Source organism: Streptomyces sp. NPDC053426 (assembly GCF_055585405.1).
Genome location: NZ_JBVJKE010000036.1, coordinates 1 through 16,050 on the forward strand (window position 1 = coordinate 1; position 16,050 = coordinate 16,050).

Genomic DNA, 16,050 nt, shown 5'->3' on the forward strand with positions numbered 1-16,050 from the left:
CGACGCCGTACGGGACACCGGCCACGACGCCGAGGACCACCGCAACCTGTTCGCCGCCGTCGACGCCCTGCGCATCCCCGTCGACTACCTCGCCCAGCTCTTCACCGCCGGCGATCCGGCCCCCGTGGACGCGGTGCTGCGCCGCCTGGCCGCCATGCGCGCCTACATGCGCGACATCAACCTCGGACGCGAGCCGGACGCCTCCATCCCCGAGGCCGTCGGCATGGGCGAGGAGCAGATGTACGACATGTACCGGCTGCTCGCCCTCGCCAAGTACGACGAGCGGTACGTCATCCCGCCCGCCCACGCCGAACAGGCCCACAGCCTGGAGGAACTGGCCACCGAGTGCAGCCTCGACTACGAGGGCGGCCCCGGCATGGGAGGCTCCGGCCCCTTCGGGGAGACGTCCGGCGGCGCGGCGCCCATCGCGGTCGAGAACTACCGCGCCCTGCGCGACCGGCAGCTCTCCGACACCCACGCCGCCCCCACGGACAAGGCCGGCCGCGTCAACCTCCTCAACTGGGACGGCAAGAGCAGCCCACCCGGGCTCTTCCCGCCGAACCGGGCCGAACGGGGCGACGGCCCGGACAGCGGTGGGGAGGCCGAACCGAAGCCATGAGGAACAGACTCAAGCTCAGGCCCGCACAGCGCGTCCAGCCCTGGCACAGCTGTGCCTGGCAGCTCCAGTCCCTGCTCCTGGGCTACCCCGACGAGCAGCAGGCCGGCCACCTGACCCTGGCCCGGCGGGCGGCGCCCGAACTGCCCGCCCCGGTGCGCGACCCCCTGCTCCGCTTCACCGAGCACGCCGAGAACACCGGCGCCGAGGCGCTGGCCACCGCCTACGTCGCCACCTTCGACCACCGCAAGCGCTGCTGCCCGTACCTCACCTACTACGCCCACGGCGACACCCGCAAACGGGGTCTCGCCCTGGTCCGGCTGAAACAGACCTACGCCAGGGGCGGCCTGCGGCTGACCGACGACGAGCTGCCCGACCACCTCGCCGTCGTCCTGGAGTTCGCCGCCACCGACCCGGCGACCGGACTCAAGCTGCTCACCGGACACCGGGCCGGCCTGGAACTGCTCCGCCTCGCCCTGCACGAGGAGGACTCCCCGTGGGCCGGCCTGCTGGACTCCGTCTCCGCGACGCTGCCCGCGCTCGCCGGCGACGAACGCGAGGCGGTCGCCCGGCTCGCCGCCGAGGGCCCGCCCGAGGAACAGGTCGGCCTCGACCCCTACGCGCCGCCCCGGTACACGCCCGCCCCACCGGCAGGAGGCCCCCGATGACCGCACCCGAGCGAGCCGTCACCCTGGCCGTGGAGTCCGGCACCGGCGGCATCCTGCTGTGGGTCGTCCTGCCGTACCTCAGCCTCGCGGTCTTCGTCCTCGGCCACGTCTGGCGCTACCGCTACGACAAGTTCGGCTGGACCACCCGCTCCTCCCAGCTCTACGAACGGCGCCTGCTGCGCATCGGCAGCCCGCTGTTCCACTTCGGCATCCTCGTCGTGGCGCTGGGCCACATCGGCGGTCTGGTCATCCCCGAGAGCTGGACCCACGCGGCCGGCGTCAGCGAGCACGCCTACCACGTCATCGCGGTGGTCCTCGGCACCATCGCCGGCGTCTGCACCCTGGGCGGACTGGCCATCCTGGTCTACCGGCGGCGCACCGTCGGCCCGGTCTTCTCGGCCACCACCGTCAACGACAAGGCGATGTACCTCTCCCTGACGGTGACCATCGGGCTGGGCCTGGCCGCGACCGTGGTGGCGAACATCGTCGGCGGCGGTTACAACTACCGCGAGACCATCTCGCCCTGGTTCCGCTCGATCTTCTACTTCCAGCCCGACCCGGACCTGATGACCGGCACCCCGGTCCTCTTCCAGCTCCACGCCGTCAGCGCCCTGCTGCTCTTCGCCGCCTGGCCCTTCACCCGGCTCGTCCACATGCTCACGGCCCCGCTGGGCTACCTCACCCGCCCCTACATCGTCTACCGCAGCCGCGACGTCCGGCTCGGCGCCCGCGCACCGCGCCGCGGCTGGGACCGCGTGGGCTGACCGGGCGGCCTCGGCCGGCCGCCGCCCGTGGACGTCAGTTGCTCCCGCTGCCGTACGGGGCGTACAGGTCGAGCAGCCGGACCCGGGTGGCGTGCAGCCGCTGGGCGACCACCCGGCCGACCCACACGGCGATCATGCGGCCGAACTCGGGGTCCTCGTCGCACAGGGCCCGTACGGCCTCCGCGTCGAACTCCCAGGCCCGCACCGGGCTCGTGGTCTCGGCGCCCAGGTGCCACATGCGCGGCGGGTAGTGCCAGGACCAGCCGATCAGCTCGCCGTGGCCCAGCGACTCGATCACGACCGCGCGGTGACCGGGGACCTGGAGGTCGAGGGCGACGCCTCCGGTCCGGACGATCCAGAACCGGTCGGCACGCCGTCCTTCCTCGAACAGGCGCACCCCGGCCGGGAAGGAGACCTCGCGGGCGTGCCGCATCAGTCCTTCGCGGTACGCGGCCGGGAGACCCGCGCTCAGAGTGGTGGTGGATGTCATCGCCCGTCTCCTTCCGTGCCCGCCGCCACAGCCGAACGGCGGCTTCGGTGCCCCCGATGCCAGCGTGGGCCCGGCCGGGGGGAGACGCCAAGGGCCGCCCGGCCCCGTCCGAGGGACCTTCGGCCCGACCGGCGGGCGAGGCGGACCCGTCACCCGGCCGGACGGCCCTCCGGCGGCGTGCCGTCGGTCCGCCCGGTCCGCTCGGAACCGGGGGCGGACGGCGGCAGCGTCTCGCCCTGGATGATCCGCGGGGCCGCGGGCGCCTCCTCCGCCTTGTCCTGCTCCTTCATCGCACGCGCCTCGGCCTTGAGGATGCGGGCCGACTTGCCCGCCGAGCGGGTGAGTTCCGGGAGCTTCTTGGCGGCGAGGACGGCTATGACGACGATGAGGATGACGGCCAGCTCGCTCAGTCCGAACATGGGTGCACTGCTCCTTCTCCGTGGCACGGGCGGCCCGGGCAGAATCTACATCACTGTAGAGAGGAGTGGGGGTGGCGTACGGGCGCCGGGGACGTCTATACGATGTCTGCCCGGCGAACAGGCGGCGGCGGAAGGGAGGCGGGGCGTGGCGGAACAGCGGGAGGGTTCCCGGCGGCGGGGGCAGGGTGAGCTGGAGGCGCTGGTCCTGGCGGCGCTGCGGGAGGCGGACGGCCCGGCGACGGCCGGCTGGGTGCAGGAGCGCCTGGGCGGTGGCCTCGCCTATACGACCGTCATCACCATCCTGACCAGGCTGCTGGCCAAGGGCGCGGTCACCCGGGAGCGCACGGGCCGGTCCTTCGCCTGGACGTCGGCGTCGGACCAGGCGGGCCTGGCCGCTCACAAGATGCGCAAGGTGCTGGACTCCGAGAGCGACCGGGAGGCGGTGCTGGCCAGCTTCGTGACCGGCCTCGGCCCGGACGACGAACGCCTCCTGCGGGAACTGCTGGGCCGGTCGGGGGACGAAGGGGAAGACTGAGGCCGCCATGGGGGTGTTCGTCTTTCTGCCGCTGGTGCTGCCCCTGACGGCGTGGCCGATCGCGCGCCTGGCCGAGCAGCATCTGCACCCGCGCACGGCGACCCGGCTGCTGACCGGGGTGGCCGCGGTGATGGCGGTGTGCAGCACGGTCTGCCTGGGTCTGCTGATGGTGGTCGGCACCGCCCAGCTTCCCGGGAACCCGCTGCCCGACGGCTGGTCGGACCCCGAGGTGCGCGCGGCGGTCCCGTTCGACGAGGTGGCCGGCAAGGTGGCGATTCCCGCCCTGTGCGCGGTGCTGGCGGCGTGTGGCCGGTCGCTGTGGCGGCACGGCCGGGTGCGCCGCCGCGCCCACCGGGCGCTGGCCGGGCTGCGGGGGACGGAGGCTGCGGTCCTGCCGGACGACGTGCCCTACGCCTACGCGCTGCCGGGCGGCCGGCGGGACCGCGTGGTGGTGACCACGGCCATGCTGGACTGCCTGGAACCGGCCGAGCGCCGGGCTCTGTTCGCCCATGAGCGGGCCCACCTCGCGGCCCGTCACCACCGCTTCCTGCTCGCCGTCCAGCTGGCCGCGCGGGCCAACCCCTTCCTGCGGCCGCTGCGCACGGCGGTGGCGTACACGGCGGAGCGGTGGGCGGACGAGGACGCGGCTCAGGCGGTCGGCAGCCGCCGTACCGTGGCCCGGGCGATCGGCAAGGCGGCCCTGGTGTCGCGCGGCACCCCGGTGGCCACCCTGGCCGGCCTGGCTGCGGCGGGGCCGGTGCCGCGCCGGGTGGCGGCCCTGCTCGGGCCCGCTCCGGCGGTGCGCCGCCTGCCGTCGCTGTTCACCCTGGTCGGCCTGGCGGTGTGGGGTGCCGCCGCGGGGACCGCCGTCTCCGCGATGTCGTCCGCGAACTCCGCCGTGACGATGGTCCTCATCCTGTACGCGGCCACGCCCCTGTGACCCCGCGGCGGGCCGGCCGCCGCGGGGCCGGGGCCGCTCAGAGGTCGAACTCGTGGGGCGGCAGGTCGAGGGCGTAGCACGCCTCGCGGACCACGGCCTGCTCGTCCTTGTCGAAGTCGCCGTCGGCGCCGCCGATGACGATGCCGATCTGGACGACGGCCCGTGCTTCGGCGGGCTTCTTCTTCGCCTTGGCGATCTCCTGCAGGACGCTCACCTTGCCGAAGTCGAAGTCGGTGGTGAGCTTGCCGATGTTGTCCTCGAAGCGGCGGCGCAGGTCGTCGGCGTCGAAGTTCTGCAGCACCTCGTTGGTGGCGATGAGCTGGGCCACGCGCTGCCGCTCGGACGGATCCACCGTGCCGTCGGCGGCCGCCACCAAGGCGCACATCGCCATGCTCGCGTCACGGAAGGCGCCGCTCTTGAGGTCGTTCTTCTTCGCCATGAGCTGGGTCTGCATCGTCGACGCGGACTCCTTGAGGCGGTCCCACAGGGCCATGAGCACTCCGTACGGGTCGGGAGGCGCCCGGACCGAAACGCGCCGGGCGCCGTAACTTCTACAGTACTGTAGAAGTTACTCCTCCTCTTCCTCGCCCTCGAAGAAGTCCCCGACCTCGTCCACGACCTCCGCCGCGACCATGCCCCCGACCACGCCGACCGCCAGACCGGCGGCGCCCGCGGCGACGGCGGTGCCCATGCCGGGGCCGGACCGGTGGTGGTCGTCGTGGGAGTCGTGGGAACCGTGGGAGTCATGGGGGACGTAGGAGCCGTGGGACGCCCGCCGCTCGACCAGCTCGCGCATCCAGCCGTCGACCTCGGCGGTCCAGTCGCGGGAGTCGTGAAGGCCGACGGTGAACCTGGTCAGCGCGTCGTGACCGCCGGAGAGGAGGCCGCCGCGCCTGTCGGCCTCCAGGACGACCTCCATGCCGCCCGGACCGGCCAGGAAGGTCACCTCGACCTCGTTCACCCGGTCCGCGTACCGCGCCGACGGGACGATCTCGATCTCCTGGTAGAAGGGCAGTCGCTGCCCCGTGCCGCCGATGCGCCCGTACTCCAGGTCGGCCGACCGGAAGCTGAAGCCGAGCGAGCCGAACGCCTCCAGGACCGCCTCCTGCACGGGCAGCGGAGCGACGGTCAGCGGGTCCAGGTCCCCCTTGTCCTTCGCCCCCGCCACCGACAGCTCGGTGCGCACGCCGAGCACGATGCCCAGCGGCTGTCCGTACAGCTCGGTGACCGGGGTCTCCCACGGCAGCGGCACGCTGAACGGCACGTCGCGCTCCTCGCCCTCGGCGAGCCGGAAACCGCCGCCGACCGTGAACCGTTCGAAGGCGACGGCGCCCTCCCGCTCGCCCTCCTCGTGCTCGGCCTCGACCCGCGCCACCAGCTCCAGCGCGATGCCCTCGATGTCGAAACCGGCCTGTCCGCCCTTGAGGCGGACCTGGCCGGTGAGCGCGCCGCCGGGCCGGACCGGACCGGGGTCGAGCACCGTGTCGACGGTGGGGCCGCCCACGCCGAGCGAACCGAGCAGTCGTTTGAACACCATGGTGGCGTCCACTCCTTAGATGTGCGTGTGTTCCGTGAAGGGGGTGCCGCCCGCGGGGCGGCCCGCGATATAACTTCTACAAGCGAGTAGAAGCATAGGGGATCGACTCGAGGGGACTTTGCGTTTCCTTTACAGTTGATGTCGTCTGTCGCCGCCGTCGGGAACACGGTTCCGGCCACGATCGTTATCCGTTCACACACCCACAGAAGGAGCACGTACTTGTCCGCCAGACCGACGGACCCCCCGGGGCACAGTCCCCGACCATCCCGCCAGGCATTCCCTGAGCACGGCACACGGCGGGATGGTGTTCGATGAGTGCCGCGAACGCTCTCCTGGGCCTGCTGGCCGTCTTCGTCCTGACCGCCGGCACCGGATACTTCGTCGCCCAGGAGTTCGCCTACGTCTCCGCCGACCGCCTCGCCCTGGCGCGCGAGGCCGAGTCCGGGGACCGCAAGGCCGCCCGCGCCCTGAAGGTGCTGGAGCGGCTGTCCTTCATGCTGTCGGGCGCGCAGCTCGGCATCACCGTGACCGGACTGGTCGTCGGCTTCATCGCCGAGCCCTCGGTGTCGGCCCTGCTGAGGCCCGCCCTGTCGGGCCTGGGCCTGCCCGACGCGGCCGTGAGCGGCATCGCGGTCGTGCTGGCCTTCGTGCTGGCCACGGTCGTCCAGATGGTGCTGGGCGAGCTGGCCCCGAAGAACCTGGCGATCGCCGTGCCGGAGCGGCTGGCGAAGGCGCTGGCCGGCTCCACGCTGGCGTATCTGAAGGTCGTCGGCCCCCTCGTGCGCGTCTTCGACGGGGCGGCGAACAGGCTGCTGCACCGGGTCGGCATCGAGCCGGTGGAGGAGTTGCACCACGGCGCCACCCTGGAGGAGCTGGGCCACCTGATCGGCGAGTCCCACGAGCAGGGCGCGCTGCCCGAGGACACCGCCGCGCTGCTCGACCACGCCCTGGAGTTCTCCGACCGGACGCTGGACGAGGTGATGGTGCCCCGCGTGGACGCCGTCTTCGTCCGCGAGGACGCCACCGCCGCCGAGGCGGTCGACCTCATCGCCAAGTACGGCCACTCCAACTACCCCGTCCTCGGCGACCACCCCGACGACGTCGGCGGCGTCCTCGGCGTGGCCGAGCTGATGCGCCTGCCCGCGGACCGGCTGACGGGCACCACGGCCGGCGCCGTCGCCCGGCGCCCGCTGCTGCTGCCGGACACCCTCCCGCTGCCGGACGCCGTGACCCAGATGAGGGAGCGGGGCGACGAGTTCGCGGTCGTCCTGGACGAGCACGGCGGCGTGGCGGGCATCGTCACCTACGAGGACATCGCCGAGGAACTCGTCGGCGACATCGCGGACGAGTCCGACACCGTCACCGAGGTCGCCGTCGCGGACGGCGACGGCTGGCTGGTGGACGCGGGCCGCCGGCTGGACGAGGTGGCCGAGGCCACCGGCGTCGCACTGCCCGAGGAGGAGGACTACGACACCGTGGCCGGCCTGATCGTCGACCGGCTCGGCCGCTTCCCCGCCATCGGGGACCGGCTCACGGTCGAGCTGCCCGACGGGGGCGCCGCCGTGATCGACGTACGCACCCTCGACCGGCACGTGCCCGAACGCGTGCGGATCCGGCGGCAGGTCCGCGAGACGGAGGAGCAGGCATGAGTTTCCCGATGGCGCTCTTCGTCACCGTGCTGCTGCTGATCGGCAGCGGATTCTTCGTGGCCGCCGAGTTCGCGCTGGTCGCCGCCAAGCGGCACCGCATGGAGAAGGCCGCGGCCGAGGGCCGGTCGGGCGCCAAGGCCGCCCTGGCCGGCATGCGCGAGCTGTCCCTGATGCTGGCCGGGGCCCAGCTCGGCATCACCGTGTGCACCCTGGGCCTGGGCTCGGTGTCCAAGCCCGCGATCTCCCACGAGCTCGACCCGCTGCTGCACGAACTGGGCCTGCCGAGCGCGCTCAGCTACGGCGTCGCCTTCGCCGTCGCGATGACCGTGGTGGTGTTCCTGCACATGGTGGTCGGCGAGATGGCGCCCAAGTCGTGGGCCATCGCCCACCCCGAACGGTCCGCGATGCTGCTGTCGCCGCCCTTCCGGGCCGTGGTGAAGGCCGTACGACCGCTGATCTCGGTGCTGAACCGGATGAGCAACGCCCTGGTACGGCTGTGCCGGGTCACCCCGCGCGACGAGCTGGCCTCCGTCCACAACCGGGAGCAGCTCACCCATCTGGTGGCGGAGTCCGAGCGGCTCGGCCTGATCAGCGAGACGGACTCGGAGCTGCTGACGCGCTCGCTGACCGAACCCCAGACCCCGGTACGGGAGCTTCAGGTACCGGCGTCCGAGATCGTCTCGGTGGACGGCGGCGCCGGCGTCGACGAGATCCTGCGCGTCGCCGCGGAGCGCGACCGCACCCGGCTCCTGGTCCGCGAGCACGGCGTGATCCTCGGCGCGGTGCACGCCCGGGACGCCGTGGTGGCCCGCGCCCGGGGACGGGCGGCCGGCGCCCGCGCCCTGGCCCGTCCGGTGCCCGAGCTGACGGACGACGCCACGGTCGCCGACGCGATCGACCTGCTGCGCCGCCGCCGGGCCTCGCTGGCCGTGGTCCGCGACGGCTCCGGGCTGCTCACCGGCATGGTGAGCCTGGACGACCTGCTGGCCCGCTTCCTGCAGCCGCAGGCGGCATGAGGTCCGCCACGGGCCGGGCCGGGGTCACCCCTCCATCCGGCGGCGTCGCTCGTTGTGCCAGGCGATGGCCCGCCGGATGTCCGGCTCGTGCAGTCCGGTCCGGCAGGCGAGCTGCACCATGGTGAGCACCGGCGGACCGGACGTCAGCACACGTGTGATCTTCGCCGCCCACAGCTCCTCCTCCACGAAGGGGCGGCGCCGGTACGCCTCGCGGAGCACGTCGAGGTGCGCCTCGCAGCAGGCGGTCACCCGGCGCAGACCGTCGAACCAGGTGTCGGTGGGGTGGGCGGAGGAGGAGTCCGGAACGTGCCCGCCCACCTCCTCACCGGCCGGGAAGGTCCTCCCGCAGAGGTCGCACAGCTCCAGCGGAAGGATCTCGCGACGCCGTGCCTGCTTTCTGCGCTTCCACATCAAAGCTCCCGGTGGCCGGATGCGGCCAGCGTACTGCGGGACACCGGTGCCCGGCCCGGCGGGCGCCGCGACGTTTGCGCCGGGCACCGCACGGAACCCGTCACCTTCCCTGACAGCGTGCTGCGCGGCCCCGTCGAGCGGACGCGCACCAGCGGAACGGAAGGTCGATGGCCGGCATGAAGGTTTCCGATTACGTCCTTCGGCGCTTGCGCGAGTGGGAGGTGGACCACGTCTTCGCCTACGCGGGCGACGGCATCAACGGTCTCCTGGCGGCGTGGGGACGAGCCGACGACCACCCGAGGTTCGTCCAGTCCCGGCACGAGGAGATGTCCGCGTTCCAGGCCGTCGGCTACGCGAAGTTCTCCGGCAAGGCCGGTGTCTGCGCGGCGACTTCGGGGCCCGGCGCCATCCACCTGCTCAACGGCCTCTACGACGCCAAGCTCGACCACGTCCCCGTCGTCGCGCTGGTCGGGCAGACCAACCGCAGCGCCATGGGCGGCTCGTACCAGCAGGAGATCGACCTGCAGAACCTGTACAAGGACGTCGCCTCCGACTTCTGCGAGACGGCGATGGTGCCCGAGCAGCTCCCGAACCTCATCGACCGCGCCTTCCGCACCGCCTACGCGCGGCGCACGGTCACCGCGGTCATCATCCCCGCCGACGTGCAGGAACTGGACTACAGCCCGCCGACGCACGCCTTCAAGATGGTGCCGTCCAGCATGGGGATCGGCCAGTACGCGCCCGTGCCCGCCGACGCCGACGTCGAGCGGGCCGCCGAGGTCCTCAACGCCGGTGAGAAGGTCGCCGTCCTCATCGGACAGGGCGCCCGCGGCGCCCGCGCCGAAGTGGAGGAACTGGCGGACGTCCTCGGCGCGGGCGTCGCCAAGGCCCTGCTCGGCAAGGACGTGCTCCCCGACGACCTGCCCTACGTCACCGGAGCCATCGGCCTGCTCGGCACCCGGCCCTCCTACGAGCTGATGCAGGACTGCGACACCCTCCTGATGATCGGCTCCAGCTTCCCGTACACGCAGTTCATGCCGGAGCTGGACCAGGCGCGGGGCGTGCAGATCGACATCGACCCGCACATGATCGGCATGCGCTACCCCTTCGAGGTGAACCTCGTCGGCGACGCGGCCGAGACGCTGCGCCGCCTCCTGCCGCACCTGAAGCGGAAGAAGAAGCGGTCCTGGCGCGAGAAGATCGAGAAGGACGTCGCCCGCTGGTGGGAGGTGATGCAGCGGCGCGCCGCCGTGGACGCCGACCCGATCAACCCGGAGTACGTGGTGCACGCCCTCGACGGCAGGCTCCCCGACGACGCGATCGTCACGGCCGACTCCGGTTCCGCCGCCAACTGGTACGCCCGCCACCTGCGGATGCGCGGACGGATGCGCGGCTCCCTCTCGGGCACCCTCGCGACCATGGGGCCCGGTGTCCCGTACGCCATCGGCGCGAAGTTCGCGCACCCGGAGCGCCCCGCCATCGCCCTCGTCGGCGACGGCGCCATGCAGATGAACGGCATGATGGAGATGGTCACGGCCGCCAAGTACTGGCAGGGCTGGTCCGATCCGCGGCTGATCGTGGCCGTCCTCAACAACCGCGATCTGAACCAGGTCACCTGGGAGATGCGGGCGATGTCCGGGGCGCCGCAGTTCGAGGAGTCGCAAGCCATCCCGGATCTGCCCTACGCCGAGATCGCGCAGCGGATCGGGCTGGAGGGCGTCCGCGTGGAGAAGCCGGAGCAGGTCGAGGCCGCCTGGGACCGGGCGCTGACGGCCGACCGGCCCTTCGTCATCGACTTCCGCACCGACCCCGCCGTGCCGCCGATCCCGCCGCACGCGGAGCTGGACCAGATCGAGGCCGCGGCCTTCGCCGTGCTCAAGGGCGACAGCGACCGCGCCTCCGTGGTGAAGCAGGGCTTCAAGGCCAAGGTGCAGGAGATGCTGCCGGGCACCCGGCACCGCGGCGACCGCCCCGGTGCCGGAGCCGACGACAGCACCGGCAAGTGAGCCGGCCGGACGGCAGGGGAGCGTACGGCGAGAGTGAACAACGCGAGCGAAGGCGGGGGACGGCCCGGCGAGGGCCCCTGGACGCTGCGCGACTACGCGCTGATCGCCGACGGCGAGCGCGGCGCGCTGGTCGACCCCCGCGGATCGATCGTGTGGATGTGCGCGCCCGCCTGGCACGACGGAGCCGTGTTCGCCGCGCTCCTCGGCGGGCCGGGCACCTACCGCGTGTCCCCCGGCGATCCCTGGAACGTGTGGGGCGGCTACTACGAGGACGGCACCCTCGTCCGGGTCAGCCGCTGGACCGTGGGGGACGCCGTCGTCTCCTGCCGCGAGGCCCTCGCCGCCCCCGCCGACCCGGAACGCCTGGTGCTGCTGCGGCAGATCCGCGCGGTGCGGGGGGAGGCCCGCGTCCGGGTGGACCTCGACGTACGCGCCGACTACGGACGCCACCCGATGACGGACCCGCACCACGACGGCCGGGCCTGGCGGGCCCGCTCCGGCCCCCTGCGCATCCGGTTCACCGGGGCCGACGAGGCCCGCCCCGGCCCCGACGGCGGGCTCCACGCCGAACTGCGCGTACCGGAGGGCGGTGCCCGCGACCTCGTCCTGGAACTCGGGGACGGGACGGACGGCACCGGCCCGGACGCGCGGGCCCTGTGGCGACGGACCGAGGACTGGTGGGCGCGGGCCGTACCCGACTGCGAGGACACCGCCGCCCCGCGGGACACCTGGATGGTCTACGCCGTGCTGAACGGGCTCACCGGCTCCCGGGACGGCATGGTGGCCGCCGTCACCACCTCACTGCCCGAACGCGCCGACACCGGCCGCGACTACGACTACCGGTACGCCTGGATCCGCGACCAGTGCTACGCGGGCATCGCCGTCGCGGCGCACGGCCCGCACCCGCTGCTGGAACACGCGGTGCGCTTCGTGTCCGAACGCCTCCTCGACGACGGGACGCACCTGCGGCCCGCCTACACCGTCGGCGGCGCGCCCGTGCCGCCCGAACGGTCCCTGCCGCTGCCCGGCTACCCCGGAGGCAGCGACCGGATCGGCAACCGGGCGGGCGGCCAGTTCCAGCTCGACGTGTTCGGTGAGGCCCTCCAGCTCTTCGCCGCCGCCGCCCGCCACGACCTGCTCGACGCGCGGGCCGCGAAGGCCGCACGCATCGCCGCCGACGCGGTCGCCGAACGCTGGGAGGAGCCGGACGCGGGACTGTGGGAACTGGAGACCCGCTGGTGGACGCATTCCCGGCTGTCCTGCGTCGTCGGACTGCGGGACCTGGCCCGCGCACTGGGCACACCGGCCGCCGCCGGGTGGTCCTCCCTCGCGGACCGCGTCCTCGACGTCACCCGGGCCCGCTGCCTGCACCCCGACGGCCACTGGCAGCGCGCCGCGGACGACACGGGCGTGGAGGCGGCCCTGCTGCTCGCGCTGGCCCGGGGAGCGGTGCCCGCGCGCGACCCGAGCCTCCGGGACACCCGCGCCGCCGTGGCACGCCGGCTCGCGGTCGACGGCTACGTCCACCGCTTCCGGCACGGGGACCGGCCGCTGGGCGACGCGGAGGGCGCGTTCCTGCTCTGCGGGTTCACCATGGCGATGGCCGCGCGGGCCGAGGGGGAGGAGACCGAGGCGGTCCGCTGGTTCGAGCGGTCCCGCTCGGCCTGCGGGCCCACCGGACTGTTCGCCGAGGAGTACGACGTCGCCCAGCGCCAGTTGCGCGGCAACCTCCCGCAGGCGTTCGTCCACGCCCAGCTCCTGGAGTGCTCCGTACGCCTCGGCCCCGCCACCGCCGGCTGGTGAGACCCGCCCGGCGTGTCGGGGCCCCGGACCGGGGCGCTGGTGGACGATGAAGGACCGACCGGTGGCACGGGCCTGAACGGAGGAAGCGGGTGGAGCAGCGGGTCGCAGCCGATCCGAAGGACGGGAGCACGCCGGACGCCGCCGGTGCGGACGCGCGACGGCGGATCCCGCGCACCGACGCCGTACTGCGCGACCCCCGTCTGCTCGAGGCGGCGGGCCGGCTCGGCACCGGGCGGGTGAAGTCGGCGGTCCACCGGGCCCAGCAGAGGGCGCGCGAGGGCGCCGTACCACCCGAGGCGGTGGCCGACACGGCCGTGGCCCTGCTGCCGCGGTCGCCGGTCGGGCTGCGCCCGGTGATCAACGCCACCGGGGTGCTCCTGCACACCAACCTCGGCCGGGCCCCGCTCTCGGCGGCCGCCCGGCAGGCGGTGCGGGACGCCGCCGGGCCCACCGACGTCGAACTGGACCTGGGCACCGGCGTCCGGGCGCGCCGGGGCCGCACCGCCCTGGCCGCGCTGCGCGCCGCGGTGCCGGCCGCCCCCGCCGTGCACCTCGTCAACAACGGGGCCGCCGCCCTGGTCCTGGCCGCCACCGCCCTCGCCGCCGGACGGGAGATCGTCGTCGGCCGGGGCGAGCTGGTGGAGATCGGCGACGGCTTCCGCCTGCCCGACCTGCTGGTCTCCACCGGCGCCCGGCTGCGCGAGGTCGGCACCACCAACCGCACCACCGTTGCCGACTACGCCGAGGCCGTCGGCCCGCGGACGGCCTTCGTGCTGAAGGTGCACCCCTCCAACTTCCGGATCACCGGATTCACCCACGCCGCGGACGTCGCCGAACTCACGGACCTGGGCGTCCCGGTCGTCGTCGACATCGGCTCCGGACTGCTCGCCCGCCACCCCCTGCTCCCCGAAGAGCCCGACGCCCACACCCAGTTGACGGCAGGCGCCGCACTGGTCACCGCGAGCGGCGACAAGCTGCTGGGCGGACCGCAGTGCGGACTGCTCCTGGGCCGCGAGGACCTGATCGGCGCCCTGTCCCGGCACCCGCTCGCCCGCGCCCTGCGCGTGGACAAGCTGACCCTGGCCGCCCTGGAGGCGACCCTCACCGGCCCCGCGACCCCCACCGACGAGGCACTCGCCGCCGACCCGGCGGAGCTCACCCGGCGCGCCGAACGGCTCGCCGCGCTGCTGCGGGCCGACGGCGCCGACGTACGGGCCGTGGCGAGCGAGGCGACCGTCGGCGGCGGCGGAGCCCCCGGCGTGACCCTGCCCAGCGCCGCCCTGTCCCTGCCCGAACGCTACGCGACCGCCCTGCGCACCGGACCGGTCCCCGTGGTGGGGCGCCTGGAGGCCGGACGGTGCCTGCTCGACCTGCGGGCGGTACCGGAACCGGACGACGCGCACCTCGCCGAGGCCGTCCGGTCGGTCGAGGGACGGTGGGCGACATGAGGGTGCTGGCCACCGCCGGGCACGTCGACCACGGGAAGTCCGCCCTGGCGCGGGCGCTGACCGGAATGGAACCCGACCGGTTCGCGGAGGAGCGGCGCCGGGGCCTGACCCTGGACCTCGGATTCGTGTGGACCCGGCTCGACCCGCCGGACGGCGAGCACCTGGCCCTCGTCGACGTGCCGGGCCACGAACGGTTCGTCGCCACCATGCTGGCCGGCGTGGGACCCGTGCCGGCCGTGCTGTTCGTGGTCGCCGCCGACCAGGGCTGGCAGGAGCAGTCGCAGGAACACCTGGAGATCCTGGACGCGCTCGGCGTGCGCCACGCCGTGCTCGCCGTCACCCGCAGCGACCTGGCGGACCCCGGCCCCGTGCGCGCGGACGCCGCGGCACGCATCGCCGCCACCTCCCTCGGCGCCGTGCCGTCCGTCGCGGTGAGCGCGGTGACGGGCGGGGGGCTGGACCGGCTGCGCGAGGAACTCGCGGAGCTGGCACGCGCGCTGCCCGTCCCGCCGGCCGACGCGGACGTACGGCTGTGGCTCGACCGCGCCTTCACCGTGCGCGGTCACGGCACGGTCGTCACCGGCACCCTGGGCGCGGGCACCCTGCGGGTCGGCGACCGGCTGGTGACGGGCGACGGCACGACCGCGGTGCGGGTGCGCGGGCTGCAGTGCCTGCACGAGGCACGGGACGCCGTCGGCGGCGTGGCCCGCGTGGCGGTCAACGTCCACGGCGCGCCCGACGCCCTGCTCGGGCGCGGCCGGGTGCTGTTGACGCCGGACCGCTGGCTGCTCACCGCGACGGTCGACGCCCGCGTCGGCGGTACGCCCGCCGGCGAACTGCCCCACGAGGCCACCCTGCACCTCGGCACCGCCGCGGTGCCGGTGACCGTCCGGCCGCTCGGCGCCGACACGGCCCGGCTGACCCTCGCGCGGGAGCTGCCCCTGCGGATCGGCGACCGGGCGGTGCTGCGCGCACCCGGCGGGCGGCACACGCCCTGCGGGGTGACCGTGCTGGACGTCCGGCCGCCCCCGCTGACCCGGCGTGGCGCCGCCCGCGCGCGGGCGGCCGAACTGGACGGCATGACCGGCCGCCCGGACGGCGCGGCGGAACTGGGCCGGCGCCGGCTCGTCCGCCGTACGGAACTGGAGGCCATGGGAGCGCCCGCCCCCGCGCCGCCCGTCGCCGGGGACTGGCTGGCCGACCCGGAGCACTGGGCGGCGCTGCGCGACCGGCTGGGCGACGAGGTGGAACGGCACGCGGCCCGGCATCCGCTGGACCCCGGCCTGCCCACCGAGGCGGCCAGGCGGCTGCTGGACCTGCCCGACCGGGCCCTGGTCGACGCGCTCGCCGACACCCCGGGCACGGTACCGCTGCGGAGCGGCCACGGGCGGTTGCACGGCCCCGGACAACAGGGGCCCGTTCTCCCGCCACCGGTCCGGGCGGCCGTCGACGCCCTCCGGGAGGAGCTGCGGCACTCGCCCTTCCACGCCCCGGAGGCCGGCCGGCTGGCCGAACTGGGCCTGGGCCGCAGGGAACTGGCCGCCGCGGTCACCGCGGGCGCGCTGCTGCGGGTCGCCGACGGCATCGTCCTGCTGCCGGGCGCGGACGCCCGCGCCGCCGCCGTACTGCGCGCCCTTCCCCAGCCGTTCACCCTGAGCGAGGCCCGACAGGCGCTGGACACCACGCGCCGGGTGGCCGTACCGCTGCTGGAGTTCCTGGACGGGCGGGGTCTCACCGAACGGGTGGAC

At 74.2% G+C, this 16,050-nt stretch carries 14 protein-coding genes and 2 pseudogenes; 11 read left to right on the forward strand and 5 right to left on the reverse strand.

Features of this window, described 5'->3' with window-relative positions; genetic code table 11:
- The 3 genes and pseudogenes from narY to narI all read left to right on the forward strand — a co-directional run.
- Positions 1 to 619, forward strand: a pseudogene (narY, locus tag ACZ62B_RS37910) (nitrate reductase subunit beta); the annotation flags it as partial.
- Positions 616 to 1,284, forward strand: a complete 669-nt coding sequence (gene narJ, locus ACZ62B_RS37915) for a nitrate reductase molybdenum cofactor assembly chaperone (RefSeq protein WP_469693847.1) — start codon at positions 616 to 618, stop codon at positions 1,282 to 1,284. The pseudogene narY and the gene narJ, both read left to right, overlap by 4 nt.
- Positions 1,281 to 2,048: a respiratory nitrate reductase subunit gamma gene (gene narI, locus ACZ62B_RS37920; RefSeq protein ID WP_344565794.1), complete on the forward strand. Its 768-nt coding sequence runs from the start codon at positions 1,281 to 1,283 to the stop codon at positions 2,046 to 2,048. Before narJ ends, narI begins: the two co-directional genes overlap by 4 nt.
- A gap of 34 nt (positions 2,049 to 2,082) precedes the next feature.
- Here narI and ACZ62B_RS37925 read toward each other — a convergent pair whose 3' ends face one another.
- Positions 2,083 to 2,538, reverse strand: coding sequence for a Crp/Fnr family transcriptional regulator (locus ACZ62B_RS37925; protein ID WP_344565796.1), 456 nt, complete (start codon positions 2,536 to 2,538; stop codon positions 2,083 to 2,085).
- A 149-nt stretch (positions 2,539 to 2,687) separates the two neighbouring features.
- On the reverse strand, positions 2,688 to 2,957 hold the full coding sequence (locus tag ACZ62B_RS37930) for a twin-arginine translocase TatA/TatE family subunit (RefSeq protein ID WP_344565798.1): 270 nt from the start codon (positions 2,955 to 2,957) through the stop codon (positions 2,688 to 2,690).
- A 145-nt stretch (positions 2,958 to 3,102) separates the two neighbouring features.
- On the opposite strand from ACZ62B_RS37930, the gene ACZ62B_RS37935 reads away from it, so the two are divergent.
- Positions 3,103 to 3,492: a BlaI/MecI/CopY family transcriptional regulator gene (locus ACZ62B_RS37935; protein WP_344565800.1), complete on the forward strand. Its 390-nt coding sequence runs from the start codon at positions 3,103 to 3,105 to the stop codon at positions 3,490 to 3,492.
- A 7-nt stretch (positions 3,493 to 3,499) separates the two neighbouring features.
- The gene (locus tag ACZ62B_RS37940) at positions 3,500 to 4,432 is read left to right on the forward strand and encodes a M56 family metallopeptidase (RefSeq protein WP_344565802.1); all 933 of its coding nucleotides are present in this window, start codon (positions 3,500 to 3,502) and stop codon (positions 4,430 to 4,432) included.
- Positions 4,433 to 4,469: 37 nt separating this feature from the next.
- Here ACZ62B_RS37940 and ACZ62B_RS37945 read toward each other — a convergent pair whose 3' ends face one another.
- Positions 4,470 to 4,925, reverse strand: coding sequence for a tellurite resistance TerB family protein (locus ACZ62B_RS37945; protein ID WP_469693850.1), 456 nt, complete (start codon positions 4,923 to 4,925; stop codon positions 4,470 to 4,472).
- Between the two features lie 75 nt (positions 4,926 to 5,000).
- Positions 5,001 to 5,969 carry a sporulation protein gene (locus ACZ62B_RS37950; protein ID WP_468876920.1) on the reverse strand — a complete coding sequence of 323 codons (969 nt, stop codon included), beginning with the start codon at positions 5,967 to 5,969 and terminating at the stop codon, positions 5,001 to 5,003.
- 311 nt (positions 5,970 to 6,280) lie between these two features.
- On the opposite strand from ACZ62B_RS37950, the gene ACZ62B_RS37955 reads away from it, so the two are divergent.
- Both ACZ62B_RS37955 and ACZ62B_RS37960 read left to right on the forward strand, forming a co-directional pair.
- A complete protein-coding gene (locus tag ACZ62B_RS37955; RefSeq protein ID WP_344565808.1) occupies positions 6,281 to 7,618 on the forward strand; it encodes a hemolysin family protein in 1,338 nt (445 codons plus the stop codon).
- Complete coding sequence (locus ACZ62B_RS37960; protein ID WP_344565810.1) at positions 7,615 to 8,634, forward strand: hemolysin family protein; 1,020 nt, start codon at positions 7,615 to 7,617, stop codon at positions 8,632 to 8,634. Before ACZ62B_RS37955 ends, ACZ62B_RS37960 begins: the two co-directional genes overlap by 4 nt.
- A gap of 24 nt (positions 8,635 to 8,658) precedes the next feature.
- On the opposite strand, the gene ACZ62B_RS37965 is transcribed toward ACZ62B_RS37960, so the two are convergent.
- A complete protein-coding gene (locus tag ACZ62B_RS37965) occupies positions 8,659 to 9,045 on the reverse strand; it encodes a hypothetical protein (protein WP_344565812.1) in 387 nt (128 codons plus the stop codon).
- Between the two features lie 176 nt (positions 9,046 to 9,221).
- On the opposite strand from ACZ62B_RS37965, the gene ACZ62B_RS37970 reads away from it, so the two are divergent.
- The 4 genes and pseudogenes from ACZ62B_RS37970 to ACZ62B_RS37985 all read left to right on the forward strand — a co-directional run.
- Positions 9,222 to 11,051 carry a thiamine pyrophosphate-requiring protein gene (locus ACZ62B_RS37970; protein ID WP_344565814.1) on the forward strand — a complete coding sequence of 610 codons (1,830 nt, stop codon included), beginning with the start codon at positions 9,222 to 9,224 and terminating at the stop codon, positions 11,049 to 11,051.
- A 33-nt stretch (positions 11,052 to 11,084) separates the two neighbouring features.
- Positions 11,085 to 12,854 (forward strand): glycoside hydrolase family 15 protein, encoded by a 1,770-nt coding sequence (locus tag ACZ62B_RS37975; protein WP_469693853.1) that lies wholly within the window; start codon positions 11,085 to 11,087, stop codon positions 12,852 to 12,854.
- A gap of 89 nt (positions 12,855 to 12,943) precedes the next feature.
- A complete protein-coding gene (gene selA / locus ACZ62B_RS37980) occupies positions 12,944 to 14,302 on the forward strand; it encodes an L-seryl-tRNA(Sec) selenium transferase (protein WP_344565818.1) in 1,359 nt (452 codons plus the stop codon).
- Positions 14,299 to 16,041 (forward strand): annotated as a pseudogene (locus ACZ62B_RS37985) (SelB domain-containing protein); the annotation flags it as partial. The gene selA and the pseudogene ACZ62B_RS37985, both read left to right, overlap by 4 nt.
- Positions 16,042 to 16,050: the final 9 nt, after the last annotated feature.

Excerpts from the sequence above, each read along its gene's own strand:
- ACZ62B_RS37950 (WP_468876920.1), bottom strand. The coding sequence starts at position 5,969 with ATGGTGTTCAAACGACTGCTCGGTTCGCTCGGCGTGGGCGGCCCCACC.
- ACZ62B_RS37965 (WP_344565812.1), bottom strand. The coding sequence starts at position 9,045 with ATGTGGAAGCGCAGAAAGCAGGCACGGCGTCGCGAGATCCTTCCGCTG.
- narJ (WP_469693847.1), top strand. The coding sequence starts at position 616 with ATGAGGAACAGACTCAAGCTCAGGCCCGCACAGCGCGTCCAGCCCTGG.
- ACZ62B_RS37930 (WP_344565798.1), bottom strand. The coding sequence starts at position 2,957 with ATGTTCGGACTGAGCGAGCTGGCCGTCATCCTCATCGTCGTCATAGCC.
- ACZ62B_RS37960 (WP_344565810.1), top strand. The coding sequence starts at position 7,615 with ATGAGTTTCCCGATGGCGCTCTTCGTCACCGTGCTGCTGCTGATCGGC.
- narI (WP_344565794.1), top strand. The coding sequence starts at position 1,281 with ATGACCGCACCCGAGCGAGCCGTCACCCTGGCCGTGGAGTCCGGCACC.
- ACZ62B_RS37970 (WP_344565814.1), top strand. The coding sequence starts at position 9,222 with ATGAAGGTTTCCGATTACGTCCTTCGGCGCTTGCGCGAGTGGGAGGTG.
- ACZ62B_RS37955 (WP_344565808.1), top strand. The coding sequence starts at position 6,281 with ATGAGTGCCGCGAACGCTCTCCTGGGCCTGCTGGCCGTCTTCGTCCTG.
- ACZ62B_RS37925 (WP_344565796.1), bottom strand. The coding sequence starts at position 2,538 with ATGACATCCACCACCACTCTGAGCGCGGGTCTCCCGGCCGCGTACCGC.
- ACZ62B_RS37945 (WP_469693850.1), bottom strand. The coding sequence starts at position 4,925 with ATGGCCCTGTGGGACCGCCTCAAGGAGTCCGCGTCGACGATGCAGACC.
- ACZ62B_RS37940 (WP_344565802.1), top strand. The coding sequence starts at position 3,500 with ATGGGGGTGTTCGTCTTTCTGCCGCTGGTGCTGCCCCTGACGGCGTGG.